We start from the raw sequence: 26,454 nt of genomic DNA, 5'->3' as shown, positions 1-26,454 counted from the left end.
CTTTTTTTTATTTCTAAATAAATAAATTTCTTGTATATGCTACTTTATTTTTTCATTATCTTCAATATAAAATTATTAGTATTAGTAATAGTAAAATATATGTTATAAATTTTATATAATTAGGAAATAATTATTTTTTATCTGAAATGTGCTGTCCATCTCCCATCTTCTAAAATGGGAGATGGACAGCACTTGACGATAGTCAACAAGAATAGTACAATATAGTCAGTATTAAATGATAGAAATGAGTAATAATAACGGATTTAGACACTAAATAAGCTTGGGTAAACTTGTACCGTTAGGTATATTGACTAAGAAGCTCCCACTTCTATAAGTGGAGAGTAGTTCACCCCTAAAATTAATAGTCAATAGGAGATGTAAATTATGTCAACTGAAATTAATTCTTCTAATTTTATAAGAAATATAATAGTAAATGATTTAGAAAGTGGAAAACACCAAGAAATAATAACTCGTTTTCCACCAGAACCAAATGGATACCTTCATATAGGTCATGCAAAGTCTATTCTTTTAAATTTTGGATTAGCTGAAGAATTCCATGGTAAAACACATCTTAGATTTGATGACACTAACCCTGTAAAAGAAGATACAGAATATGTTGAATCAATAAAAGAAGATGTAAAATGGCTTGGTGGAAATTGGGATGAACTTTACTTTGCATCTGATTATTTCGATGAAATGTATAACAGAGCTGTTCTTTTAATAAAAAAAGGATTAGCTTATGTTTGTGACTTAACTCCAGAAGAAGCTAAAGAATATAGAGGTACTTTAACTGAACCTGGTAAAGAAAGTCCTTATAGAAACAGAAGTGTTGAGGAAAATTTAGATTTATTTGAAAGAATGAAAAATGGTGAATTTTCAGATGGAGAAAAAGTTTTAAGAGCTAAAATTGATATGTCTTCTCCTAATATGAATATGAGAGATCCTATAATCTATAGAATTGCTCATGCAACTCACCATAACACTGGAGATAAATGGTGCATCTACCCTATGTATGATTTTGCTCATCCATTAGAAGATGCCATAGAAAAGGTAACTCACTCTATTTGTACTTTAGAATTTGAGGATCATAGACCTTTATATGATTGGGTTGTTAGAGAATGTGAAATGGAAGCTCAGCCTAGACAAATAGAATTTGCTAGATTAAACATGACTAATACTGTTATGAGTAAAAGAAAACTTAAACAATTAGTTGATGAAGGTGTTGTTGATGGATGGGATGATCCAAGAATGCCTACTATTTGTGGCTTAAGAAGAAGAGGATGTACACCAGAAGCATTAAAGAATTTCTGTTCTGCTATTGGTGTTGCTAAAGCAAATTCTACAGTAGATTCTCAAATGCTTGATTATTTTGTAAGAGAAGATTTACAATTAAAGGCTCCTAATGCAATGGCTATTTTAAAACCTTTAAAATTAGTTATTACTAATTATCCAGAAGGGCAAACTGAAATGTTAGAAGTTAGCAACAATGCTAAAGATGAATCATTTGGAAAGAGACTTGTTCCATTTTCAAGAGAATTATATGTTGAACAAGAAGACTTTATGGAAGTTCCAATAAAGAAATATTTCAGATTATTCCCTGGTAATGAAGTTAGATTAATGGGTGCTTACTTTGTTAAATGTAATGAAGTAATTAAAGATGAAAATGGCAATGTAACTGAAATTCATTGCACTTATGATCCTGAAACTAAAAGTGGTTCTGGATTTACAGGAAGAAAGGTTAAAGGAACTATTCACTGGGTAGATGCAAATAACTGTGTACCTGCTGAATTTAGATTGTATGAACCTTTAATATTAGATGATGCTCCTGAAAATGAAGGTAAGCATTTCTTAGAACAAATAAATCCTAACTCTTTAGAAATTTTACAAGGATTCATTGAACCAACAGCTGTTGAAAATGCTAAACCTCAAGATAAATTCCAATTAGTTAGAAATGGTTTCTTTAATATTGATACTAAATATACTACTAATGATAAATTAGTATTTAATAGAATTGTACCTTTAAAATCTTCATTTAAATTAAAATAAAAAAAATTAAAGAAAGGCAATTTGCCTTTCTTTAATTTTTAATTAGGTATAGTAAGTGTTCGTTGAGGTTTCATACACAGTAATTTTTTATAATTAAATGCACACTGAACCAAGTCTTTACTTATATAATTATGTATAACGCATTTTGTAGATACACAAGCTATAAAATAGTTAAAATATTGAACTAGTCTTATTTTTTATCACATTGGTCTATACTCCTGAAACTCTTAACAATATTATTTTGCTCGCTTTTATTAATTTAATACTAGAAGTTATTTCTATAAATTATTTTTAAATTGATTTCTATTAATATTATTTAATTTTATGATCACATCCACATTTATTTTCTATTTCTGATTTTGCACTTGCAGGTGATGCCCATTGATTATTTACTGCTGTTTTTTGTCCTTCATGACATCCACATCCAGTGTGTGAATTGTGCTCTCCTTTACCTTCTTTATGACATCCACAGTTTGAATTATTACTCATAATATTTTCCTCCAATGTCCTATTAAATTTAGCCCTGATACAGCCAAGTCTATACTTAGTTCTACCACCGCTACAATAATAGTTTGTACACTTTATTTTCTTTAATACCTTGTATTAATTTCATTTTGGACCAAGTTGTGAATTTAAATTAAAATAATGAAAAAAAGCACATTTTTTTCTATAATTTTATAACTTTATTTTTTACTAATCTAATCATAAAAAATACTGTATTTAGACTAATTCTATAATCTAAATACAGCTCTTTTTTCTTATAGATAAAATATAGCATTTTTTCTAGTTAAAAATCTTTTAATTTTTATAACTCTAAAAATCTATTAAATCTTTCTCTAACCTTTTCTTCTCCTATAATTTGCATTATAGTATAAAGATCTGGAGTATTTGTTCTATGTGATAATGCACTTCTTACTGCACCTGCAACATCAGAAATCATTCCCTTATAAGCTTCTGGGTTAGCCTTAAATTCTTTTCTATTTGCACAATATCCAAGTTCTGCTCCAATTACTTTTAATTCTTCAAACCAGTTTTCTTGACTTCCTATATTAAAAGTAAACTTTTTAGCATATTCTTCAATTATAGCTTTAGCATTTTCTAATAATAAAGTTTTTGGTAACTCAACCTGCTCTGCAGTTTCATTATAGAATAATTCATCAAAGAAATAGAATATCTTATCCTTAACTTCATCCCACTTTGCAAAGTCTTTTCTTGGTTTTGGACCTTCTTTATCTATATTAAATATTTCTCTTGCCATAGCTTCATTTGAAGTTACTAAGTTATACATTTCTTCATCATATTGTTTAGCCCATGCAGTATATTGTTCATATACTTTATCTGCTGGCATTCTAGCTATAACATCTTTAGAAACGTCATTTAATTTAACTAAATCAAATAATGCTCCGCTCTTACTCATTTTTTCTAAAGCAACATGGAATTCATGATAATCAGCAATTGGATTTTCTGCTCTCCATTCTTCATAACTTGAATTTACTATGTTTAATAAGTATTCAATAACACATACTACTGGATATCCAACTTCATTATAATAAGAAACAGCTGCTTCAGCATCTTTTCTCTTAGAAAGCTTTCTCTTAGATCCACCTTCTTGTTTCATTATTGTTGGAATATGAGCATAGTTTGGTCTTTCAAATCCTAATACTTCAAATAATTGAACGTGTATTGGAAGTGATGATAACCACTCTTCTCCTCTTATTACATCTGTAGTTCTCATTAAATAATCATCTATTGCATGTGCAAAGTGATATGTTGGAAGCCCATCTCCTTTTATTAAAACTACATCTTGATTATTTTCTGGGAAAGATATATCTCCCTTTATTAAATCGTGGAATTCTACTCTATTTTCAATATTTCCTGGTGATTTTAATCTTAAAATATAAGTTTCACCATTGTTTATTCTTTCAATAGCTTCTTCTTCAGTAATATTTCTATATTTAGCATATTCTCCATAGTATCCTGGAGTTATCTTATTAGCTATTTGCTCTTCTCTTAAAGCAGCTAATTCTTCTGGAGTACAAAAATCTGGATATGCTAAACCTTTTAATAATAAATCTTTAGCAAAAGTTCTGTATATTTCAGCTCTTTCACTTTGTCTGTATGGGCCATATTCACCTTTTGAAGTTTCTTGACCAGTCATTCCTTCGCTAAAGTCCATTCCAAAATTGTGCATAGTTTCAATTGTATCTTCAATAGCACCTTCAACTTCTCTCTTTTGGTCTGTATCTTCTATTCTTAAATAAAAAACTCCTTCACTTTGGCTTGCTAATCTTTCATTGATTAATGCAGCAAAAACTCCACCTATATGTTGAAATCCTGTTGGTGATGGTGCATATCTAGTTACTCTAGCACCTTCTTTTAAGTTTCTTTTTGGGTATTTTGCTATATAATATTCTCTATCATGTTCAACATTAGGGAATATTATTTCAGCTAATTTTTCAAACGCCATATTTAATGCTCCTTTATATATAATATATAAAAAATGGTTGTTCCACGGAGGTACACCCATTTATATCCAAATAAAAAAGTTTCCATCCCAAATATTATTAGGACGAAAACTTATATTCCGCGTTACCACCTAAATTGGTTAATATAAATTATTAACCCACTCAAATACTTATTAATTTTTATTGCTCCAAGGTTTCCTTCAATAGTTTTAAATTTTAGGCTTACACCATCCCTAAATCGCTTTAAGTTAAAATTTTATTTACTGCTCCTCTTCAATGCAATCTACTGTATTAGTTTTAACAAATTACAAGTTAATTATACAGACTGCAATTATTATTGTAAAGTTTTATTCATTATCTTACTGCAAAATATATTATAAATAATCCTGATAAAACATACATAACTGGATGAACCTTTTTAACTTTTCCCTTAAAAGACATAAGGACTACATATGCTAAAAATCCACATGCTATTCCCTCCCCAATGCTATAAGTTAATGGCATTAATATTACAGTTAAAAATGATGATATTGAAACTTCTGGTTTATCCCATTCAATTTCCTTAAGACTACTACACATTAATGACCCAACTATAATAAGAGCTGGTGCAGTTACTGCTGAAGTAATTACTGTAAGTAATGGTGAGAAAAATAATGAAATTAAAAATAAAATTCCTACTACAACACTTGAAAATCCTGTTTTTGCTCCCACTGCTACTCCTGATAATGATTCAACATAAGAAGTTGTATTAGTAGTCCCAAATATTGCTCCTATACAAGTAGCAACTGAATCTGATAATAATGCTTTAGAACCACCTTCAATTGATCCATCATTTTTTAATAATCCAATCTTAGACCCAACTGCAACCATTGTCCCTGCTGTATCAAAAAAATCCATAAATAAAAATGTAAATATAACTAATATCATTTGAGGATTAAATATATTTCCTATATTTTTAATTGCAACTCCAAATGTAGGTGCAATTGATGGTGGCATTGATATTATTTTATCTGGAAAATTTATTAAACCAAAAATCATTCCTACAATTACCGTTGCTACCATACCAATAAATATTGCTATATTAGACCCTCTAACCATTAATATTGCTATTACAATAAGACCAAATACAGAAAGTAATACTGTTGGATTTGTTAAATCTCCAAGACCTACAAATGTTGATTCATTTGCCACAACTATTCCAGCATTCTTTAATCCAATAAAAGCTATAAACAATCCAATTCCTGCACTTACAGCAAATTTTAAATTTGTTGGTATTGCTTTTATAACTATTTCTCTTATTCCTGTAATTGACACTATTAAAAATATAATTCCAGATGCTAATACACCTGATAATGCTGTTTGCCATGGAATATCCATTCCTATACAAACACTATATGTAAAGAAAGCATTTAATCCAACCCCTGGCGCTAATCCCATTGGAAACTTTGCAAATATCCCCATAATAAAAGTCCCAATTGCAGCTGCCAATGCTGTTGCAGCAAACACACTTTTTTCTGGCATTCCTGCATCACCTAAAACACTAGGAATTAAAAATAATGCATATGCCATTGTTAAAAATGTTGTTACTCCTGCTACTGTTTCTGTTTTCAAGTTAGTATCCTTTTCTTGAAAATTAAAATACTTAGATATTAAATTTATCACTTAATTACCCCCTCATTATTTTGCAATATATCTCCTCCCATAAAATCAACAAATATAATTCAATGTTTACATAATTAATATTATTAACAAACAAATTATATGAATAATATAATATATTTTTTAATATTTGTCCATGTTTTTTATTATTTTTTTATATTTTTAATTACTTTTAAAAAATATTGTTCGTGTTTTTGTTTATTAACCTTTTTCTAAAGTAAACTATTAAATAAACTAATAAATAAACTAATAAAAGGAATACCTTAAAAGATATTCCCCTTATAACTAATAAAATTATAAATTTATATAAATAATTAATTAATCTAAATTCTTAGTATCAATCCAAGACATCATTTCTCTTAACTCTTTACCAACCTTTTCAATTGGGTGTTCTGCTTCCATTCTTCTCATTGCATTAAATTGAGGTCTTCCTACTTGATTTTCCATTAACCAGTTTCTAGCAAATGTACCATCTTGAATTTCAGTTAATACTTTCTTCATTTCCTTCTTTGTTTCATCAGTAACTATTCTGCTACCAGTTACATAATCACCATATTCAGCAGTATCTGAAATAGAATATCTCATTGCAGCCATACCACCTTGATACATTAAATCAACAATAAGTTTCATTTCATGTAAACATTCAAAATAAGCATTTTCAGGAGCATACCCTGCTTCTACTAAAGTTTCAAAGCCAGCCTTTATAAGTGCAGTAACTCCACCACAAAGAACAGCTTGTTCACCAAATAAATCTGTTTCAGTTTCATCCTTAAAAGTAGTTTCTAATACACCTGCTCTAGCTCCACCAATACCATTAGAATAAGCTAATGCAACTTCTTTAGCATTTCCAGTATAATCTTGTTGAACCGCTATTAAGCAAGGAACTCCTGAACCTTCTGTATAAGTTCTTCTTACCATATGTCCTGGTCCCTTTGGTGCAACCATAAATACATCAACATTAGCTGGTGGAACAATTTGTCCATAATGAATGTTAAACCCATGAGCAAATGCTAAAGCATTTCCCTCTTCTAAATATGGAGCTATTTCTTCCTTATATAATTTAGCTTGCTTTTCATCTGGTACTAAAACCATAACTACATCTGAAGACTTAACTGCATTTGCAACTGTAGCAACTTCTAAGCCAGCTTCCTTAACCCTATCCCAAGACTTACTGCCTTCATATAATCCAACAACTACATCAACTCCACTTTCATGAAGATTTAATGCATGTGCATGTCCTTGGCTACCATAACCAATAACTGCAACCTTTTTCCCTTTTAATAACCCTAAATTTGTGTCCTTTTCATAAAACATTTTTGCCATATTTAATACCCCCGACTTATTTATTTTTTATCTATAAAAATTTACTACCATTCATATTTTGATAGAAATTTAAATTAACTATTTAATTGCTGTTTTTTTATTTTCCTTCTAAATCTTCTTCATTAATAATTTGATGAATTGGTGCCCCTGGAGCAACCATCGGAAATACCTTCTTATCACTATCAATTTTATAATCTATTATTACTGGCCTATTTACAGATAAAGCTTCCTTTAATACACCATCAAGTTCATCTCTTTTTTCTACTCTAAATCCAACTCCTCCAAAAGCTTCTGCAAGCTTAACAAAATCAGTTGCCCTATCTAATGTAGTTTGAGAATATCTTGCTTCATAAAATAAACTTTGCCACTGTCTAACCATACCCAATGCATTATTATTCATAACAATAATTTTAATTGGAATATTATACTTAACAGCTGTTGCAAATTCATTGCAGTTCATTCCAAAGCTTCCATCACCAGCAATATTAAATACAATTTTATTTGGACTAGCAACTTTTACTCCAATTGCTGCTCCTAATCCAAATCCCATGGTTCCAAGACCACCTGATGAAATTAATGTTCTTGGAGTTTTAAAATTAAAATATTGTGCTGTCCACATTTGATGCTGTCCAACTTCTGTTGTCATGACAAAACTGCCATCATCTAAAGAACTAAGCTTTTCAAATAAAAATCTAGGTGTTAATTGTTCACCATCATCACTATTATTTTTAGTAATAGATAAAAGCTTTAATTCTTCCACAGTTTTTAACCAATTTTCATTTCTTTTTTCATTTATTAATGGCATTAATTTTTGTAATGCAACTTTAATATCTCCAATAATAAATGAATCAACCCTTACATTCTTATTAATTTCTGCTGGATCAACATCTATTTGAATAATTTTAGCATTATTTATAAATTCCTTATCACTAATTACCCTATCACTAAATCTTGCCCCAAGAGCAATTATTAAATCACATTTAGTTGCTAAAATATTTGATGCATTACTTCCATGCATTCCTATCATTCCTGTACTTAATCTATGTTCTGAAGGAATTGCACCTCTACACATTAATGTTGTTGCAACTGGTGCATTTATCTTTTCTGCAAAATTAATTAATTCTTCAGTAGCATCTGAGTTTATAACTCCTCCCCCTGCATAAATAAGAGGTTTTTCTGAATCATTAATATACTTAGCTGCCTCATTTAATGAAGTAACAGTAATATGCTTACTTTTTGGCTCAACTGGTAATGGACTTAATCCCTTATATTCCGTCTTATCAGATGTTATATCCTTTGGAATATCTATTAATACCGGTCCTGGCCTTCCTTCCTTTGCAATATAAAATGCCTTTCTAATAGTTTCTTCTAAATTATTAATATCCTTAACAATAAAATTGTGTTTTGTAATTGGCATTGTTATTCCTGTAATATCAACCTCTTGGAAACTGTCCCTTCCAAGCAAACTCTTTTGAACATTTCCTGTTATTGCAACTAAAGGAACTGAATCCATATATGCCGTTGCAATACCAGTTACAAGGTTTGTTGCACCTGGTCCAGATGTTGCAATACATACTCCAACCTTACCTGAAGATCTTGCATATCCATCTGCTGCATGTGCTGCTCCCTGCTCATGGCAAGTTAAATAATGCTTTATTTGCTCTTTATATTTGTATAAATAATCATATATATTTAAAACAGCCCCCCCAGGATATCCAAAAACAGTATCAACACCCTGATTTAATAAAGACTTAACAAGAATTTCAGCACCTGTCAGTAACATTTAAAACACCCCCATTTTTTAGTGACAAGCTTATTCAGTGACAAGCTTATTCAGTGACAAGTGGCAAGTTTAGGTATAAATTCAGCTTAGGCTGAATTTAATAAATATATTTTTCAGAAACTCCCCAAGGAGTTTCCTCCTTAACTTGTCACTTGAAACTTGTCACTTGTCACTTAACTATCCACTATCTAAACACTGCTCCACTACTTGCAGAGCTTACTAACCTAGCATATCTTGATAAATAGCCTTCTTTAACCTTTGGTTCAAATGGCTTTAAATTTTCTTTACGCTTAGCTAATTCCTCATCTGTTACAAGTAAATCTAAATTTCCATTTGAAATATCAATAGAAATAATATCTCCATCTTGTACTAAAGCAATATTTCCACCATCAGCTGCTTCTGGAGAAACATGTCCTATTGCTGCTCCTTTAGTTGCCCCACTAAATCTTCCATCAGTAATAAGTGCAACGCATGAATCAAGTCCCATTCCACAAATTGCAGAAGTTGGTGATAACATTTCTCTCATTCCTGGCCCACCCTTTGGACCCTCATATCTAATAACTACAACATCACCTTTTACAATTTTCTTTCCTAAAATAGCTTCTATAGCTTCTTCCTCAGAATCAAAAACCTTAGCTGGTCCTTTATGTGTAAGCATTTCCTTTAAAACTGCTGATCTTTTAACAACTGCGCCATCTGGAGCTAAATTTCCTTTTAATATTGCTATACCACCAGTTTGGCTATATGGTTCTTCTATATGTTTTATTACTGAATAATCTAAAACCTTAGCATCTTTAATATTTTCCTCAACAGTTTTACCAGTTGCAGTAATACAATTTAAATTTAATAAATTCTTTTTATTTAATTCACTCATTACAGCTTTAATTCCACCAGCTGCATATAAATCTTCAATATGTGTATCAGATGCTGGTGCTAATTTACAAAGATTTGGTACCTTAGCTGACATTTCATTTATAATATCAAGATTCATTGGAATTTTAGCCTCATTTGCAATAGCAGTTAAATGAAGAACACTATTTGTTGAACATCCAAGTGCCATATCTACTGTTAATGCATTTTTAATAGAATCCTTTGTTACTATATCTCTTGGCTTAATATCTTTTTCTAATAAATTCATTACAGCCATACCTGCATATTTAGCAAGTCTTATTCTTTCAGAATAAACAGCAGGAATTGTCCCATTACCAGGTAATGCTAAACCTAAAACTTCACATAAGCAATTCATAGAATTTGCTGTAAACATCCCTGAACATGAACCACATGTAGGGCATGCCTTTTCTTCTAATTCTGCTAAATCAGATTCAAGCATTAAGCCACTTTCAACTGATCCAACTGCTTCAAACATTGTTGATAAAGATACTTCCTTACCTTTAAATTTCCCTGCTAACATAGGTCCACCACTAACCATTACTGATGGAACATTTACTCTTAATGCCGCCATAACCATACCTGGAACTATCTTGTCACAGTTTGGTATAAATACTAAAGCATCAAAAGCATGAGCATTTGCCATACATTCAACAGAATCAGCAATTAGTTCCCTTGTTACAAGTGAATATTTCATTCCTTCATGTCCCATTGCAATTCCATCACATACACCTATAGTTGGAAATACTAATGGAGTTCCTCCTGCCATTAATACTCCCTTTTTAACAGCTTCAACAATCTTATCTAAGTTAATATGTCCAGGAATTATATCATTTTGAGATGTTACAATTCCTATTAAAGGCTTATTTATTTCTTCATCAGTTAATCCTGATGCTTTAAACAAAGCTCTATGAGGAGCCTTTGCAACTCCCTTCTTAACTACATCACTTCTCATTTATATCACCTCTATGGTTTAGTTTATAGTTTGTAGTTTAGGATGGGGATGTCGCACTAAAAATTTTATACACAATATATTGTAGTATTTATTCTTAATGCGACATCCCCTTAAATTTATATTTTCTAAAACTCCTAACTACTCACTACTAATTCCTAACTATCTTAAATTTTTTCTACAACAAGTTGTCCCATTTCTTTTGTTCCAACAAGTGTAGTTCCTTTACTTTTTATATCTCCAGTTCTATACCCTTCTTCTAATACTTTAATTACTGCATCTTCAATATCCCTTGCTTCTTGTTCTAAATTAAAGCTATATCTTAACATCATTGCAGTTGAAAGAATTGTTGCTAATGGATTGGCTATTCCTTTTCCTGCAATATTAGGAGCTGAACCATGAATTGGCTCATACATGCCTAATGTACCTTCTCCTAATGATGCTGAAGGAAGCATTCCTATTGAACCAGTAATCATTGAAGCTTCATCAGACAAAATATCACCAAACATATTTGAAGTAACAATTACATCAAATTGTTTAGGGTCTCTTACTAATTGCATTGATGCATTGTCAATATATAAATGATTTACTTCAACTTCAGGATATTCTTTAGACATTTCCTCAACAACACTTCTCCATAATCTTGAACTTTCCAATATATTAGCCTTATCAACACTAGTTAATTTTTTATTTCTCTTCATTGCTGTTTCAAAACCAATTTTAACTATTCTTTTAATTTCATTTATGTTATATCTTTCTGTATCATAAGCAGAAATAACTCTATCAACTACTTCCCTACCTCTTTCACCAAAGTAAATTCCTCCAGTAAGTTCTCTTACAACACAAATATCTATTCCATCACCAATTATGCTGTCTTTTAATGGAGATGCCTCCTTTAATGGTTTATATAAAAGAGCTGGTCTTAAATTACAATATAAATTTAATCCACCTCTTAATCCTAATAATGCTTGTTCTGGCCTTATCTTTGCATTAGGATTATCCCACTTAATACCTCCAACTGCTCCTAAAAGAACAGCATCACTTTCTTTACATCTTTCTAAAGTTTTTTCTGGAAGTGGCGTTCCCATAGAATCTATTGCACAACCTCCAGCTTGTAAAAATTCAAATTCAAATGTATGATTATACTTTTCCCCAATCTTATTTAAAACCTTTATTGATTCGTCTATAACCTCTGGACCTATTCCATCCCCTGGTATAACTGCTATATTATAATTCATATTTATAACCCCCCGTTTTTTCAGTTTCAAGTTACAAGTTACAAGTGACAAGTTCTCTTTCAGTTTCAAGTTACAAATTACAAGTTTAGGTGTAAATTCATCTTAACCTGAATTTAATAAATATATTTTTCAGAAACTCCCCAAGGAGTTTCCTCCTCAACTTGCCACTTGTCACTTGCCACTTGCCACTTGTCACTTACTAATCTCCTAGCTATCCCTTGTTCCTAATGTATCCTATAAGCCCATTATTATTTATTATATTTTGCATGAATTCTGGAAAGGCTTCTCCTTGATACTGCTCATTTTTAGTTAAATTTTTAATTAATCCTGTATCGAAATTAACTTCTAATTCATCATTAGCATCAATATTCTTAACTGCTTCATCACATTCTAAAATTGGCAATCCAATATTAATTGCATTTCTGTAAAAAATTCTTGCAAATGTGGATGCTATAACACAACTAATTCCACTTTCTTTTATTGCTATTGGTGCATGCTCTCTAGATGAACCACATCCAAAGTTTTTATTTGCAACAATTATATCTCCCTTCTTAACCTTCTTAGAAAAATTTAAATCTATATCTTCCATACAATGACTTGCTAATTCCTTTGGATCTGATGTATTTAGATATCTTGCTGGTATTATTACATCTGTATCTACATTATCCCCATATTTAAAAACTTTTCCTGTTACTTCCATATTTACCCCCCTTAAAGTGTTTCTGGATTAGTTATTTTTCCTGTTATTGCTGAAGCTGCTGCAACCGCTGGACTAGATAAATAAACTTCTGACTCAACATGCCCCATTCTTCCAACAAAATTTCTATTTGTTGTTGAAATTGCTCTTTCACCTTTAGCTAATATCCCCATATGTCCACCTAAACATGGCCCACAAGTTGGAGTTGAAACAACTGCACCTGCTTCTATTAAATCTTTTATTATTCCTTCTTCTAATGCTTGTAAATAAATCCTTTGAGTTCCTGGAAATACTAAACATCTAACTTTTTTATTTACCTTTTTTCCCTTAAGAATATCTCTTGCCACTCTTAAGTCTGAAATTCTTCCATTTGTGCAAGAACCTATAACAGCTTGATCAATTTCTACATCTCCAACTTCATCAATTGTCCTTGTATTATCAGGTAAGTGTGGAAATGATACTGTTGGTCTTAAAGAAGATAGGTCTATTTCATGAACTTCATCATATTCTGCATCTTCATCAGCTCCATATACTCTCCATTCCTTCTTACCATGTTCCTTTAAATACTCAATAGTTTTTTCATCAACTGGGAAAATTCCATTTTTTCCACCTGCTTCAATAGCCATATTTGCCATTGTAAATCTATCATCCATTGATAAATAATTTAATCCATCTCCTACAAATTCCATAGATTTGTATAATGCTCCATCAACACCAATCATTCCTATGATATGAAGGATTATATCCTTACCACTTACCCATTTTGCTGGTTTTCCTTTTAATACAAACTTTAATGCTGAAGGAACCTTAAACCAACACTTACCTGTTGCCATTCCAGCAGCCATATCTGTAGAACCTATTCCTGTTGAAAAAGCTCCTAATGCCCCATATGTGCAAGTATGAGAATCAGCTCCTATAACAACATCCCCAGCAACCACTAATCCTTTTTCTGGTAATAAACAATGCTCAATTCCCATTTCTCCAATTTCAAAAAAGTTAACTATTTCTTTTTCTCTTGAGAACTCCCTAATAAACTTGCATTGCTCTGCTGCCTTTATATCCTTATTTGGAGTAAAATGATCTGGTACTATTGCTATCTTTTCCTTATCAAATACATCTTTAACTCCAAACTTTTCAAATTCTTTCACTGCAACTGGTGAGGTAATATCATTCCCCAATACTAAATCTAAATTTGCTTCAATTAATTGTCCTGCCTTCACACTTTCTAAACCAGCATGAGCAGCTAATATTTTTTGAGTCATTGTCATTGCCATAAAAATTTCCCCCTTTAAAAATACGCTTTTGCTTTTCTTTCAATATCCTTTATAAGTTTATATTCCATTGAATCTACTAAAGCAATCCAACTTGCCTGAATCACATCTTTAGACACTCCAACGGTACTCCAACTTTCATTTCCATCAGTACTTTCAATCAAAACTCTAACCTTTGCCCCTGTTGTACTTTCAGAATCTAAAACCCTAACTTTATAATCAACAAGCTTTACACTTTTAAGTTCTGGATAAAAAACTTCTAACGCTTTTCTTAATGCTTTATCCAATGCATTTACTGGGCCATCTCCTTCTGCTGCCGTCATTTCTCTTTTTCCATCAACTGTTATATTTATTAAAGCTGTTGAAGTAAAATCATCATTATTCCATGGATTTTCACCTATAGTCTTAAAATGATTTAATTTAAAAAACGGCTTGTACTTTCCAATTGTTTTTCTTATTAAAAGCTCTACAGTTCCTTCTGCTCCCTCAAATTGATAACCTTCATACTCTAATTCTTTTAACCTTTTAGTTACTTTTTTTACTTCATCTCCATCCTTTTTAACATTAGGAAAAATCTTGTGTATTTCTTGTAAAACTGTACTTTTTCCACTTACTTCTGATAATAAAAATCTTCTTTTATTTCCAACCACCTCTGGTTTTATATGCTCATAAGACTCTGGTATTTTACAAATTGCATCTATATGCATACCTCCCTTATGTGCAAATGCTGATTTACCAATATAAGGAGTTGAATCTTCCAACTGAATATTAGATATTTCTGCAATATGCCTTGCCTTTGAAGTTAAATCTTGCAAATGTTCATTTACCCTTAATTTACATCCCATTTTCAAAGCTATAGTTGGAATTAGTGTACTTAAATTTGTATTTCCACACCTTTCACCAACACCAATAAACGTACCTTGAATATGTATTGCACCTGCCTCTACTGCCATAATTGAATTTGCAACAGCCATTCCTATATCATTATGACAATGTATTCCTATAATATTTCCAAACCTATTAACTACTTCACTTGTTATTTCAAATATTTCATTTGGCAAAGTCCCACCATTTGTATCACATAAAACCAACCTACTTGCTCCAGCATCCATAGCAACTTTTAAAGTCATTATAGAATACTCTTTATTTTCCTTATATCCATCAAAAAAATGCTCTGCATCAAAAATTACTTTTTTATTTTTTTCAACTAAATATTCTATTGTATCTCTTATCATCTCTAAATTTTCATCTAATGTTGTTTTTAATATATCTGTAACTTGAAATCCCCATGACTTTCCAAATATAGATACAAAATCAGTTTCTGCTGATAATAGGCTTTTTATATTTATATCTTCATTAACATTTGAATTTGGTTTTCTTGTTGAACCAAAAGCAACTATTTGAGAATTTTTAAGTTTTATATCTTTTATAACCTTAAATAACTCCATATCCTTAGGATTAGATCCTGGATTGCCAGCTTCTATATAATCAATGCCCATCTCATCTAATATCTTCACTATCTTTGTTTTATCCTCTAATGAAAATGATATTCCTTGCCCCTGAGCACCATCCCTTAAAGTTGAATCAAAAATTTCAATATTTTTATTCAAATTAACCCCCCTTTTTTGCAGTTTCAAACTGCAAGTTACAAGTGCCAAGTTCTTTTTCAGTTTCAAGTTATAAATTACAAGTTTAGGTGTAAATTCATCTTAACCTGAATTTAATAAATATATTTTTCAGAAACTCCCCAAGGAGTTTCCTCCTCAACTTGCCACTTACCACTTACCACTTACCACTTGCCACTTGCCACTTGCCACTTACCACTTGCTAACTAATTAAAGATTTCGCAATAGTCTGTAATATCGTTTGCCCCTCTTTCTAATGCACATACTCCTGTTCTAACTAATTCTTTAATTTCATATTCTTCAAGTAATTTAATATGAGCATTAATTTTACTTTCATCACCAGTAAGTTCAATTGTTAAAGTTTCAGGCGAAATATCAACTATTTTACTTCTAAAAATCTTAACAATTTCATTAATCGAAGCCCTTTGCTCTGCATCAGCCTTAACTTTAATAAGTACTAATTCCCTATAAACCGAGTTTTCTGGCTTTAAACTTAATACCCTTAAAACATCTTCTAATTTATTTAATTGCTTTGTAAATTGCTCTAATTCTTCTAATCCCCCATTTAATGCAATTGTCATTCTTGAAATTTCCGAATTTTCCGTTCTTCCAACTGTTAAGCTGTCAATATTGAATCCTCTTCTTGAAAATAGTCCTGAAACTCTTGTAAGTACACCAGAAGAATTTCTAACTAAAACTGATAAAACATACCTTGCCATTTACACACCCCAATTCAAATATTTTCAAGTTATTCAATAAAATGTATTTATTTAGATAAAAAAATCCCACCCTTAATGATAAAATCATAACGGTGGGATAACATTCCTCATCATTAATATCACTAGGCTCAAACAAACCCTTGCCTTTAACGGTGCTTACCGGCAATCTCTTAATTATTAGCTTTTGACTAATGTTCAGAGTGCAGCTCAAGAGTGATTATTATCTAGTAAAAGTATCCATTCACACCATCCATGGACTCTCTGTAACTTTTTTCTCTAAATAAGTGTCTCTATCACAGCTTTTCTTCCCTAAGCGGGATTTCCAAAATATTCTATTGCTAATATATTACTCTCTTTCTTAATATACTGTCAATACTCTCTTTTAATTTTTACTAATTTAATTGTAATTTTATGTTAAAATTGCTTTATTTTTATAATTAACCATTTTTTATATAAATTTATTAATAATCTAGTATTTTTATTTTATTCTTATTAACTTATTAATAATATTTTTTATCTTTTCATAACATTAATTATTTTTAATAATTTTTCAAAAATCAAATTAGCTATCATAATGTCTATTTTGTAATATAGAATTTTATAGTTTTAAATCTTAAAATCAATCTCTATCACCACTACTTACAAATTCTATTTTATCACCTCTACTTAAATTTTAAGTATTGACATTAATCAGTATCAATTATTTCATTATTTTAAAAATTTTATATTCTACCATATATAAAAATATGGTGTATTAAAACTAAAAAATTAATTTTAATACACCATTAAATCAAAAATACTTATATTTATTATATTTTACTTAATATTAAATTAGCAATTTTATGTGCCATTTCATCTATTTCTTCTTGGTTTTCACCTTCAAGCATAACTCTTACTAATGGCTCTGTTCCAGATGGTCTTATAAGAACTCTTCCAACACCATTTAATTTATCTTCTACTTCTTTTATAGCTGCAATTATTTCAGCATCTTCTAAATAAATGTTTTTCTTTTCATTTGGAACTTTTGCATTAACTAATACTTGTGGTAACTCCTTCATTACTCCAGCTAATTCACTAAATGATTTTCCACTTTCTTTAAGAATAGCTGCAACTTGTAATGCAGTAACTAATCCATCACCAGTAGTATTATGATCTAAGAATATAATATGTCCTGACTGTTCTCCACCTAATACATAATTATTCTTAAGCATTTCTTCAAGAACATATCTATCTCCAACTTTAGTTTTTACTAAGTTAACCCCTTCTCTTTTAGCAGCAATATCTAATCCTAAATTGCTCATAACTGTTACAACTAAAGTATCATCATTTAATTTACCTGATTCTTTTAATGCTTTTGCACAAATAGTAAGTAGGAAATCTCCATTTATCATATTTCCTTTTTCATCTACAGCTAAACATCTATCGGCATCTCCATCAAATGCAAATCCAATGTCACATTGTTTTCTTACAACATAATCCATTAACTCTTCCATGTGAGTTGAACCACAATTTTCATTTATGTTATTTCCATCTGGATTATCATTTATTACATATACTCTTGCACCTAAAGCTCTAAATGCCTTTACAGCAGCTTTATAAGCAGCACCATTTGCACAATCTAATGCAACTCTAAGACCTTTTAAGTCTGTTTTTATTGTGCTTAATGAATAATCAATATATTCTCTTAATGCTGTTTCTTCTGTATATGATCTTCCAACATCTCCTCCAACTGGACTAGGTACACCTTCAAATCCACTTTCTATTACAGCTTGTATTTGATCTTCTAAACTATCTGATAATTTATATCCTTTTCCATCAAAGAATTTAATTCCATTATACTCTACTGGGTTGTGAGATGCTGAAATCATAACTCCTGCATCTGCCTTATATTGTCTAGTTAAATGTGCTACTGCTGGTGTTGGAACAACACCTAATATTACAGCTTCTGCACCAACTGAAAGTATACCTGCAACTAATGCAGCTTCAAGCATATCTCCTGATATTCTTGTATCTTTAGCAACTAAAATCTTAGGTTTATGCGTACCTTCTGTTAATACATAAGCTCCTGCTCTTCCTAAGCTATATGCTAAATCTGCTGTTAGTTCAGTATTAGCTATACCTCTAACACCATCTGTTCCAAACATTCTACTCATATATAAAATACCTCACTTTTGAATTTAAATATAGTCATTACTTTATTAGTATAGTATTTATTCCGTTTTTTTACAATATAATATTCTTTAGTTATATTTCAACTAATAATTTATTTTATAAACTATTTAACATTTTATTTTGTCTAAAAATAAACTAGGTGAACTACTCTCCACTTATAGAAGTGGGAGCCTTCTTAGTCAATATTCCTAGTGGAACGAGTTTACTTCAAAATATTAATTATTATTTATAGCTAATTTTCACCTTCCTTAGCTTTTAATCTTTCTAATACTAATCCATATCCACCTTGACCATAATTTAAGCATTTATTTACTCTACTTATAGTTGCTGTACTTGCTCTAGTTTTTTCTGCTATTTCTGTATATACATTTTTATCTGTAAGCATTTTTGCAACACATAATCTTTGTGAAATTGCTCTTAATTCATTTATTGTAGCTATATCTTCAAAAAATTTATAACATTCATCTATATCCTTTAATTCTAAAATAGCATTAAAAAGTATATCTAAGTCTTCCTTAAAATCCAAATCCTTTAGACTCATATAATCACCCCTATTTTTTTACATGTTTTATTTTAACAATTTAATACACTAAAAATAACATGCACTTAAAATTTTCCTTGGTTTAATATTCTTTTTCATCTTCATTATAAAATAATTCTCTTTTCATGTATTCATCATAAATACTTTTTACATCTAAAATCCACACTCTCCTATACCACTATAAACATTATTTACCTCTTCGACAAGTTCTTCATCAATTATTTTTTCATATTTTTCTTATTCTACTTTTATATTAGAACTAATTAATATTTGAAAAACAAGATTCTCCTTGCATTTGTGAAACTAAAGTAGGTTTATTTTTTATAGCTATATTACTTCTCATATAATTTTTACATCCTATACTTTTATACATTATATCTTAATCTTATCCACTTTAACTTATTTTAAAAATTAATCCCTTGAAAAATTTAATAACTAAATTTTTCAAGAGATTTTTATAATTGTAACTTTAAATATTATTAGATTTTACTTATTATTTTAAACTATTCACTAAATCTTCTGGTTCTAAAACCTCAGTAATTTTAATTCCAAAATTTTGATTAGAAATTACAACTTGTCCGTATGCTACCTTTTTACCATTTACAAGTATTTCAACTTCTTGATTTTCTAAAGTATCAAGCTCTATTAAAGAACCTCTTCCTAATTCTAAAATTTCATTTAATGACATTTTTGTTCTACCTAAAATAGCAGTTATTTCTATTGGAATATCTAAAACTCTAGATATTTTTTCATTCATATATATATCTCTCCTACCTTATAATATCAGTAATTTCTACTCCATTTTTACTTCCTAATATACCTGGCTTAGCTTTATATGCTTTAGCATCACCAATATTTACTGTAATGTCTTCATTTATTTTTTGATCTAAAATTATAACATCACCAATCTCTAAATTTAATAAATCATTTATACTTACCTTGGCAGTTCCTAATTGAGCAGTTACATTTAAATCAACATTTTTTATATATGGATATATTTCATAACCCTCAATATGTCTTTCACTTTCCTCCTCCTTAATATCGCTACTATTTGCTCCTCTTGTATTAAAATCATTTATTATATCCTTTGTGCTTTCATAAGGAATACAAAATCTCATATATCCAATTATATTATTTTGTAATGATATATTTATTAATGAAGTAAAAATCATATCTTTTGAATTAAGATTTTGATATTGAATTTTATTTGTGTAAACTTTGTTTATTTGAATTCTGTCATGTTGAATAGGCATATACATTCTAGTTAATAAATTGCTAAATAAATATTTTACTAATTCTATATCTATATTAGTTGGCTCTCTATCTTTATCTTCAATATTTCCATTTCCACCTAATAATAAATCAACAATACTTAAAATTGCAACTTTATCTATAAATAAAGTTAAATTGTATATAGTTGGTAAAATTGAGTATTCTATTACTATATTGTCATTATCTATACTTTCAATAAATTCCCCATAAGTACTTTGCATAGATTTATTTACTGACATTCTTAAATCATTGCTTTTAGTTTCATAATTAATTTGCATATTTGAAGTTTTACAAAATTCTTCACACATAACAGTTAAATTTCTTATGTTTTCTAAAGAGAATTTCTTACTTTTTTTAAAATCATATAATCTTATATCATCCATGCTTTATCCTCTTTCTTACCTAGATTGTAAATTATTAATCATAGACCACATTTCATCAGCAACACTAAATCCCTTACTATTTAATTGAAAAGCTCTTTGCATTGATATTAAATCAGTAAATTCTTGTGCTGTATTTACATTAGACATTTCGATATAACCTTGATGTATGTCTCCATTTGCTTGAATTACTTGAGCTCCATCATTAATAATAAATAAATTATTACCTGTTGATAAAAAATCATTGTCACCAGTGGCCTTATATAAATTAATATTTCCTATCCTTTCATCATTGACATAAACTTCACCCTTTTTATTAACAGAAAAATTATTTTCTTGTATTCCAGAATTATCATAATTTTTCCCATTAATAAATTGAATATCAAGAATATTTCCTGAATCATCAACAATCTTTCCATTTCCATCAATTGAAAATTCACCATTTCTAGTATAAGCATATGTATTATCAGATTTAATTACCCTAAAAAACCCTTCTCCATCTATAGCTAAATTAGTCGCTATACCACTATTTCTTAATGAACCTTGTGTAAAATTTCTTAATTCCGTAGTGCTTTTTACACCAGTACCTACTGTAGTATTATCAGCATTTACTGGATACCTTTCTTTTGAAATTCCATTTCTAAGTAAATCCTCAAATCCAACCTCTAATTTTTTGTATCCAGTTGTATTTGCATTAACTACATTATTTGAAATAACATTAATTTTATTTTGAGTTGCACTCATTCCAGTTCTACTTACATTTAAAATACCATACATATCTTATACCTACCTTACTGTACCTATTTCATTTGCTATTTTACTTAAAGTAGAATCCATAATTTGTACTACCTTTTGATTTGCTTCAAATGCTCTTAAATTTGACATCAAATCTGCTGTTGATTGAATAATATCAACATTTGAGCCTTCTATTTGCATATTTTTCACTATATAATTATTTGTAGCAGTAGCACCTTCACCAGTATATAAATTTGAACCTACTTTATTTAATGAATTATAATCTTGAAAATCTACAATATTAAATCTATGTACTGCACCGGATGATAAAACAACATTATTATTAGTATCAACTGATACACTGCTATTGCCAACATATATAGGCTGGTTATTTGAATTTAATACAGAATAACCAGATGATGTTACTAAATATCCATCTCTATTTACCTTAAAAGCTCCATCTCTAGTATAAAATAAATTTCCTTCATTATCTCTTACAGTAAAAAATCCTTTTCCATTTATAGCAAAATCAGTTTGATTTTCAGTTTCCACTAAACTTCCTTGATTATAATTAGTTTTAATTTCATCTATTTTTACTCCAAAATTTAATGTACCTAACTCTTGATAATGACCGACTCCATTAGAATATCTATCATTATTGCTAATTAATACATCATCAAAGGTTTTAGACATTAATCTTTCTTCCTTAAATCCTGTTGTATTTACATTAGCAATATTATTAGTTATTACAGTTTGACTACTTTGTAAATTTACCATTGCTGATATAGATGTATACATTCCTCTTAACATTTTACCCCTCCTTAACTTATTTTATAGTTTAATTTTTTTATTGTATTTCTTAAATTAACTATTGCTCTACTATGTAATTGAGATACCCGTGATTCAGAAACTTCTAAAATATATCCAATTTCCTTTAAGGTAAGCTCTTCATAATAATATAAAGCTAAAACTAATTTATCCTTTTCTTTAAGCATATCAATTGCCTTAGTTAATATTTCTAACTTTTCTTTTTCTTCAATTATACTTTCAGGTGATAATGAGTCATCTTCCTTTATAGTATCTATAATACTAACTTCATTATTTCCCTGAAAAATAACTGTATCTAAAGAAGTAGTACTCATTAAATTAATAGTATTTTCAATTTTATTAACTTCTTCACTTTGTATATTTAAATACTTTGCTATTTCATCAGCCTTAGGCTCTCTTAATAACTTATTTTGAAGACTTTCTACTGCACAATTATATTCATTAACCTTAGAAACATCCCTTCTTGAAATTGGAGAATGTCTTCTTATTTCATCAATAATTGCAGCTTTTATTTTTAATGAAGCATAAGTTGAAAATTTACAATTTTTATCTTCCTTATAACTATTAGCAGCTTCTATAAGCCCCATAGTTCCATAACTAACTAAGTCTTCATATTCAATTCCAATATTCTTAGTAAAATACCTTGATGCCATATATCTTACTAAATTCATATTTTCTAGTATATATTCCTCAGTTTTTTCATTAAGCATTTTAACTCTTCCTCACTATATATTTACTACTGCTTGTGCTTTTATTTGAATATCACTTGGTATTTCATTTAATGATAATATAGAAACATTAGGAAATACCATTTCAACTAGTTTTCTAAATGGTGCTCTTATTTTAGGAGAAACCAAAATAACAGGCCTATTATTATAAAAATCTGTACTTTCAATAATTTCCTTTATACTATTAAAAATTTTATTAGTACTATCTGGATCAACTGCTGGATAAGTTCCATTAACAGATTTTTGAAGATTATTTGCAATTAATCTTTCTACATCATTTGATAAAGTTGCAACTGTTATAGTATTATTTTCATCAACAAAGTCAACTGCAATACTTTTATTTAATGCCATTCTCACATATTCAGTTAATAACTCAATATCTTTAGTATTTACAGCATTATCAGCTAAAGTTTCTAATATTGTAACTCTATCCTTAATTGTTACCTTTTCTCTAAGAAGATTTTGTAATACTTTTTGAACTTCTCCTAAAGTCATAATATCAGGTATTAATTCATCAACAATTACACTATACTTTTCCTTAGTTGCATCCATTATAGCTTTAACTTCTTCTCTTCCCATAAGCTCATGAGATTTTTCCTTTATTATTTCTAATAAATGAGTAACTAATATAGTAGATGGGTCTACTATTGTATATCCTCTTAATTCTGCTTCTTCAATATTATCCTTGCTTATCCATAATGCTTCTAATCCAAAGCTAGGTTCAACAGCTTTTATTCCTTCTAAATCTAAACCTAAGCCCATTGGATCCATACATAAAACCATAGTAGGCATAAGACTATAAGTTGCTACTTTATTTCCCTTTATTTTTATACAATATTGATTAGGTTCTAATTGAAGATTATCTCTAATTCTTATTGGTTGTACTATTATTCCCATGTCAATTGCACATTGTCTTCTTATTGAAGCAATTCTTTGCAATAAGTCTCCTCCACTACTTTCATCAGCTAATGGTATAAGTCCATATCCAATTTCAACTTCTAAAACTTCAACATTAAGCAATTCTGTAACATCTTCTACTTCTGTTGCTATAGCTGCAGCTTCTTCTACAGCAGCTTCCTCTGATGCAGCTTCCTCAATTTCCTTCTTTTCACTATTATTTAAGGTTATCCCTATTCCAACACAACCTCCACCTAATGCAAAAAATGATAATGTTGGCAATCCAGGCATAATACCTAAAATAAATAAAACTACCCCAGTTATCATTATCGCCTTTGGAATTGCTGTTAATTGTTGACCAGCTAAACTTGCAACACTTTCATCACTATCAGCTCTGGTAACTAAAATACCTGCTGCAGTTGATATAAGAAGTGCAGGAATTTGGCTTACAAGCCCATCCCCAATAGTTAATCTTATATATGTTTGAGCTGCTGTTGCAAAATCCATATTAAGCATCATTACACCCATTATAATTCCAGCAAAAATATTTACTACTGTTACTATAATCCCTGCAATGGCATCACCTTTAACAAATTTTGAAGCACCATCCATAGAACCATAAAAATCTGCTTCTTGTTGTAATTCTCTTCTACGTTTTCTTGCTGTCTTTTCATCAATCATTCCTGCATTTAAATCAGCATCTATACTCATTTGTTTACCTGGCATAGCATCTAATGTAAATCTTGCAGATACTTCTGATACTCTTCCAGAACCATTAGTAATTACTACGAATTGAATAATAATTATTATCAAAAATATTATTACCCCAAGCACATAGTTTCCACCAACAACAAAGTTACCAAATGATTCAATTACATTTCCAGCATACCCTTGTCCTAAAATAAGTCTTGTAGATGACAAGTTAAGTCCTAACCTAAATAATGTTGTTACCAATAATAATGTTGGAAATACTGATAATTGTAATATATTAGTTGAAAATAAAGTCATAAGTAAGATTAATACTGATAATGTTATATTTACAACTAATAATATATCTAATAAAAAAGAAGGCAATGGAATGATAATCATTAATATTATCCCTATAACACCAAAGGCAACCAAAACATCTAACCTATTTTTTAAATTCCCCATATCTAATTCCTCTACTTATTCTTTTTATATCTATTTTTTATTTTGTATACAGCAACTAGTACTTCAGCAATAGCTTGATACATTTCTGCTGGTACTTCTTGGTCAACTTCAACCTTTCTATAAAGCATCCTTGCTAATGGTACATTTTCAATCATTGGAATATCATTTTCCTTAGCTATTTCCCTAATTTTCATAGCCAAAACATCTGCTCCCTTTGCAATTACTACTGGTGCTGAATCTTTTTCTCTATCATACCTAATTGCAATTGAAATATGAGTAGGGTTAGTTATGATTGCTGTTGCATCCTTAGCATTTTGAATCATTCTTTGTGAAGCTATTTGTCTTTGCTTTTGCTTAATTTGTGACTTAACATTAGGATCCCCTTCTGCTTGTTTGAATTCTTCCTTTACTTCTTGTTTAGTCATCTTCATTCCCTTTTTGTGTGAATATAATTCATATGCAAAATCAACAGCTGCAATTGCTACAGCAATCATTATTGCAACATTAAATATTTTCTTAACTATATTAAATATTGCATATATTAAATAAGGAAAATATACATTTTCTAGTTTTAAAATATCCATAAAGTTCTTTTTAACTACTGAATATCCAATGTAAGATAATAAAATTAAAAGTATTGTATTTTTTAATGCATTAACAAAAGCTTTTTGAGAAAACATATTTTTTAAACCATTTACAGGATTTAACTTTGAAAATTTAGGTTTAAATGATTCTTTACTTATTACAACTCCACTTTGAATAATATGTGAAATAACACCTAAGCAAATTACTATACCACCCATTGGCAAAAATAACTTTGCATATTTAAGTAAACCATCTTTAAATATCTCATGAGCCACTACTTCATTTAAATTACTACTAAAATTCATTGTTAATACTGAAGCTATATATATTTTTAAATTTTTAATTAATGAATCACTCATTGTAAAAATACACATTACTGCACCTATTAATGTAAATGCATTTGATACTTCTTTACTTTTTACTACATTACCTTTTTTCCGCTCATCCTTTTTCTTCTTGGGCGTGGGCTGTTCTGTTTTATCATCTCCTGACAAAATA

21 protein-coding genes and 1 other annotated feature are annotated in these 26,454 nt (G+C 29.5%); of the genes, 1 reads left to right on the top strand and 20 read right to left on the bottom strand.

The features are described 5' to 3' along the window. Positions 1-384: 384 nt before the first annotated feature. On the top strand, positions 385-2,046 hold the full coding sequence (locus tag ACUN06_RS01600; RefSeq protein WP_294125515.1) for a glutamine--tRNA ligase/YqeY domain fusion protein: 1,662 nt from the start codon (positions 385-387) through the stop codon (positions 2,044-2,046). A gap of 312 nt (positions 2,047-2,358) precedes the next feature. Here the strand turns inward: ACUN06_RS01600 and ACUN06_RS01595 are convergent, their stop codons facing one another. From ACUN06_RS01595 to flhB, 20 genes are all read right to left on the bottom strand, one after another. Next, the gene (locus tag ACUN06_RS01595) at positions 2,359-2,535 is read right to left on the bottom strand and encodes a hypothetical protein (protein ID WP_291734569.1); all 177 of its coding nucleotides are present in this window, start codon (positions 2,533-2,535) and stop codon (positions 2,359-2,361) included. Positions 2,536-2,851: 316 nt separating this feature from the next. Continuing rightward, the gene (gene gltX, locus ACUN06_RS01590) at positions 2,852-4,513 is read right to left on the bottom strand and encodes a glutamate--tRNA ligase (protein ID WP_294161637.1); all 1,662 of its coding nucleotides are present in this window, start codon (positions 4,511-4,513) and stop codon (positions 2,852-2,854) included. A gap of 95 nt (positions 4,514-4,608) precedes the next feature. Next, positions 4,609-4,797 (bottom strand) — a binding site (T-box leader). Between the two features lie 68 nt (positions 4,798-4,865). Beyond that, positions 4,866-6,173: an NCS2 family permease gene (locus ACUN06_RS01585; RefSeq protein WP_449389996.1), complete on the bottom strand. Its 1,308-nt coding sequence runs from the start codon at positions 6,171-6,173 to the stop codon at positions 4,866-4,868. Between the two features lie 315 nt (positions 6,174-6,488). Further along, positions 6,489-7,493, bottom strand: coding sequence for a ketol-acid reductoisomerase (gene ilvC, locus ACUN06_RS01580; protein ID WP_412344358.1), 1,005 nt, complete (start codon positions 7,491-7,493; stop codon positions 6,489-6,491). A gap of 97 nt (positions 7,494-7,590) precedes the next feature. Next, positions 7,591-9,276: a biosynthetic-type acetolactate synthase large subunit gene (gene ilvB / locus ACUN06_RS01575; protein WP_449389995.1), complete on the bottom strand. Its 1,686-nt coding sequence runs from the start codon at positions 9,274-9,276 to the stop codon at positions 7,591-7,593. 184 nt (positions 9,277-9,460) lie between these two features. Beyond that, positions 9,461-11,119: a dihydroxy-acid dehydratase gene (gene ilvD / locus ACUN06_RS01570; RefSeq protein ID WP_346967743.1), complete on the bottom strand. Its 1,659-nt coding sequence runs from the start codon at positions 11,117-11,119 to the stop codon at positions 9,461-9,463. A gap of 164 nt (positions 11,120-11,283) precedes the next feature. Next, positions 11,284-12,354 (bottom strand): 3-isopropylmalate dehydrogenase, encoded by a 1,071-nt coding sequence (gene leuB / locus ACUN06_RS01565; RefSeq protein ID WP_449389994.1) that lies wholly within the window; start codon positions 12,352-12,354, stop codon positions 11,284-11,286. 211 nt (positions 12,355-12,565) lie between these two features. Then, on the bottom strand, positions 12,566-13,054 hold the full coding sequence (gene leuD, locus ACUN06_RS01560) for a 3-isopropylmalate dehydratase small subunit (RefSeq protein WP_291736230.1): 489 nt from the start codon (positions 13,052-13,054) through the stop codon (positions 12,566-12,568). 11 nt (positions 13,055-13,065) lie between these two features. Continuing rightward, positions 13,066-14,325, bottom strand: a complete 1,260-nt coding sequence (gene leuC, locus ACUN06_RS01555) for a 3-isopropylmalate dehydratase large subunit (protein ID WP_449389993.1) — start codon at positions 14,323-14,325, stop codon at positions 13,066-13,068. A 14-nt stretch (positions 14,326-14,339) separates the two neighbouring features. Then, a complete protein-coding gene (cimA, locus tag ACUN06_RS01550) occupies positions 14,340-15,932 on the bottom strand; it encodes a citramalate synthase (protein ID WP_449389992.1) in 1,593 nt (530 codons plus the stop codon). A 221-nt stretch (positions 15,933-16,153) separates the two neighbouring features. After that, positions 16,154-16,666, bottom strand: coding sequence for an acetolactate synthase small subunit (gene ilvN / locus ACUN06_RS01545; RefSeq protein ID WP_291735557.1), 513 nt, complete (start codon positions 16,664-16,666; stop codon positions 16,154-16,156). 809 nt (positions 16,667-17,475) lie between these two features. After that, positions 17,476-18,819 (bottom strand): phosphoglucosamine mutase, encoded by a 1,344-nt coding sequence (gene glmM, locus ACUN06_RS01540; RefSeq protein WP_294368112.1) that lies wholly within the window; start codon positions 18,817-18,819, stop codon positions 17,476-17,478. 251 nt (positions 18,820-19,070) lie between these two features. After that, a complete protein-coding gene (locus ACUN06_RS01535) occupies positions 19,071-19,379 on the bottom strand; it encodes a YerC/YecD family TrpR-related protein (RefSeq protein WP_294368109.1) in 309 nt (102 codons plus the stop codon). Positions 19,380-19,872: 493 nt separating this feature from the next. Beyond that, on the bottom strand, positions 19,873-20,136 hold the full coding sequence (gene fliN, locus ACUN06_RS01530; protein ID WP_291735566.1) for a flagellar motor switch protein FliN: 264 nt from the start codon (positions 20,134-20,136) through the stop codon (positions 19,873-19,875). 13 nt (positions 20,137-20,149) lie between these two features. Next, positions 20,150-21,034, bottom strand: coding sequence for a flagellar motor switch protein FliM (locus ACUN06_RS01525; RefSeq protein ID WP_303188603.1), 885 nt, complete (start codon positions 21,032-21,034; stop codon positions 20,150-20,152). A gap of 15 nt (positions 21,035-21,049) precedes the next feature. Beyond that, positions 21,050-21,808, bottom strand: a complete 759-nt coding sequence (locus ACUN06_RS01520) for a flagellar hook-basal body complex protein (protein WP_294162758.1) — start codon at positions 21,806-21,808, stop codon at positions 21,050-21,052. A gap of 9 nt (positions 21,809-21,817) precedes the next feature. After that, positions 21,818-22,576 carry a flagellar hook-basal body complex protein gene (locus ACUN06_RS01515; RefSeq protein WP_294368104.1) on the bottom strand — a complete coding sequence of 253 codons (759 nt, stop codon included), beginning with the start codon at positions 22,574-22,576 and terminating at the stop codon, positions 21,818-21,820. Between the two features lie 11 nt (positions 22,577-22,587). After that, on the bottom strand, positions 22,588-23,304 hold the full coding sequence (locus ACUN06_RS01510; RefSeq protein ID WP_291732739.1) for a sigma-70 family RNA polymerase sigma factor: 717 nt from the start codon (positions 23,302-23,304) through the stop codon (positions 22,588-22,590). Positions 23,305-23,319: 15 nt separating this feature from the next. Next, positions 23,320-25,371, bottom strand: a complete 2,052-nt coding sequence (gene flhA, locus ACUN06_RS01505; protein ID WP_294125542.1) for a flagellar biosynthesis protein FlhA — start codon at positions 25,369-25,371, stop codon at positions 23,320-23,322. Positions 25,372-25,382: 11 nt separating this feature from the next. Continuing rightward, the gene (flhB, locus tag ACUN06_RS01500; protein WP_294162755.1) at positions 25,383-26,450 is read right to left on the bottom strand and encodes a flagellar biosynthesis protein FlhB; all 1,068 of its coding nucleotides are present in this window, start codon (positions 26,448-26,450) and stop codon (positions 25,383-25,385) included. Positions 26,451-26,454 lie beyond the last annotated feature (4 nt).

It is taken from the genome of Clostridium sp. ETTB3 (assembly GCF_053571985.1).
The sequence above is the reverse complement of the archived record's forward strand: the minus strand, read 5'-3'. Positions and strand labels throughout refer to the sequence as shown.

Bases quoted from the DNA above. Each gene is read 5' to 3' on its own strand.
- ACUN06_RS01600 (WP_294125515.1), top strand. From the start codon at position 385: ATGTCAACTGAAATTAATTCTTCTAATTTTATAAGAAATATAATAGTA.
- ACUN06_RS01595 (WP_291734569.1), bottom strand. From the start codon at position 2,535: ATGAGTAATAATTCAAACTGTGGATGTCATAAAGAAGGTAAAGGAGAG.
- gltX (WP_294161637.1), bottom strand. From the start codon at position 4,513: ATGGCGTTTGAAAAATTAGCTGAAATAATATTCCCTAATGTTGAACAT.
- ilvC (WP_412344358.1), bottom strand. From the start codon at position 7,493: ATGGCAAAAATGTTTTATGAAAAGGACACAAATTTAGGGTTATTAAAA.
- ilvB (WP_449389995.1), bottom strand. From the start codon at position 9,276: ATGTTACTGACAGGTGCTGAAATTCTTGTTAAGTCTTTATTAAATCAG.
- ilvD (WP_346967743.1), bottom strand. From the start codon at position 11,119: ATGAGAAGTGATGTAGTTAAGAAGGGAGTTGCAAAGGCTCCTCATAGA.
- leuB (WP_449389994.1), bottom strand. From the start codon at position 12,354: ATGAATTATAATATAGCAGTTATACCAGGGGATGGAATAGGTCCAGAG.
- leuD (WP_291736230.1), bottom strand. From the start codon at position 13,054: ATGGAAGTAACAGGAAAAGTTTTTAAATATGGGGATAATGTAGATACA.
- leuC (WP_449389993.1), bottom strand. From the start codon at position 14,325: ATGGCAATGACAATGACTCAAAAAATATTAGCTGCTCATGCTGGTTTA.
- ilvN (WP_291735557.1), bottom strand. From the start codon at position 16,666: ATGGCAAGGTATGTTTTATCAGTTTTAGTTAGAAATTCTTCTGGTGTA.
- glmM (WP_294368112.1), bottom strand. From the start codon at position 18,819: ATGAGTAGAATGTTTGGAACAGATGGTGTTAGAGGTATAGCTAATACT.
- ACUN06_RS01535 (WP_294368109.1), bottom strand. From the start codon at position 19,379: ATGAGTCTAAAGGATTTGGATTTTAAGGAAGACTTAGATATACTTTTT.
- fliN (WP_291735566.1), bottom strand. From the start codon at position 20,136: ATGAATGAAAAAATATCTAGAGTTTTAGATATTCCAATAGAAATAACT.
- ACUN06_RS01525 (WP_303188603.1), bottom strand. From the start codon at position 21,034: ATGGATGATATAAGATTATATGATTTTAAAAAAAGTAAGAAATTCTCT.
- ACUN06_RS01520 (WP_294162758.1), bottom strand. From the start codon at position 21,808: ATGTATGGTATTTTAAATGTAAGTAGAACTGGAATGAGTGCAACTCAA.
- ACUN06_RS01515 (WP_294368104.1), bottom strand. From the start codon at position 22,576: ATGTTAAGAGGAATGTATACATCTATATCAGCAATGGTAAATTTACAA.
- ACUN06_RS01510 (WP_291732739.1), bottom strand. From the start codon at position 23,304: ATGCTTAATGAAAAAACTGAGGAATATATACTAGAAAATATGAATTTA.
- flhA (WP_294125542.1), bottom strand. From the start codon at position 25,371: ATGGGGAATTTAAAAAATAGGTTAGATGTTTTGGTTGCCTTTGGTGTT.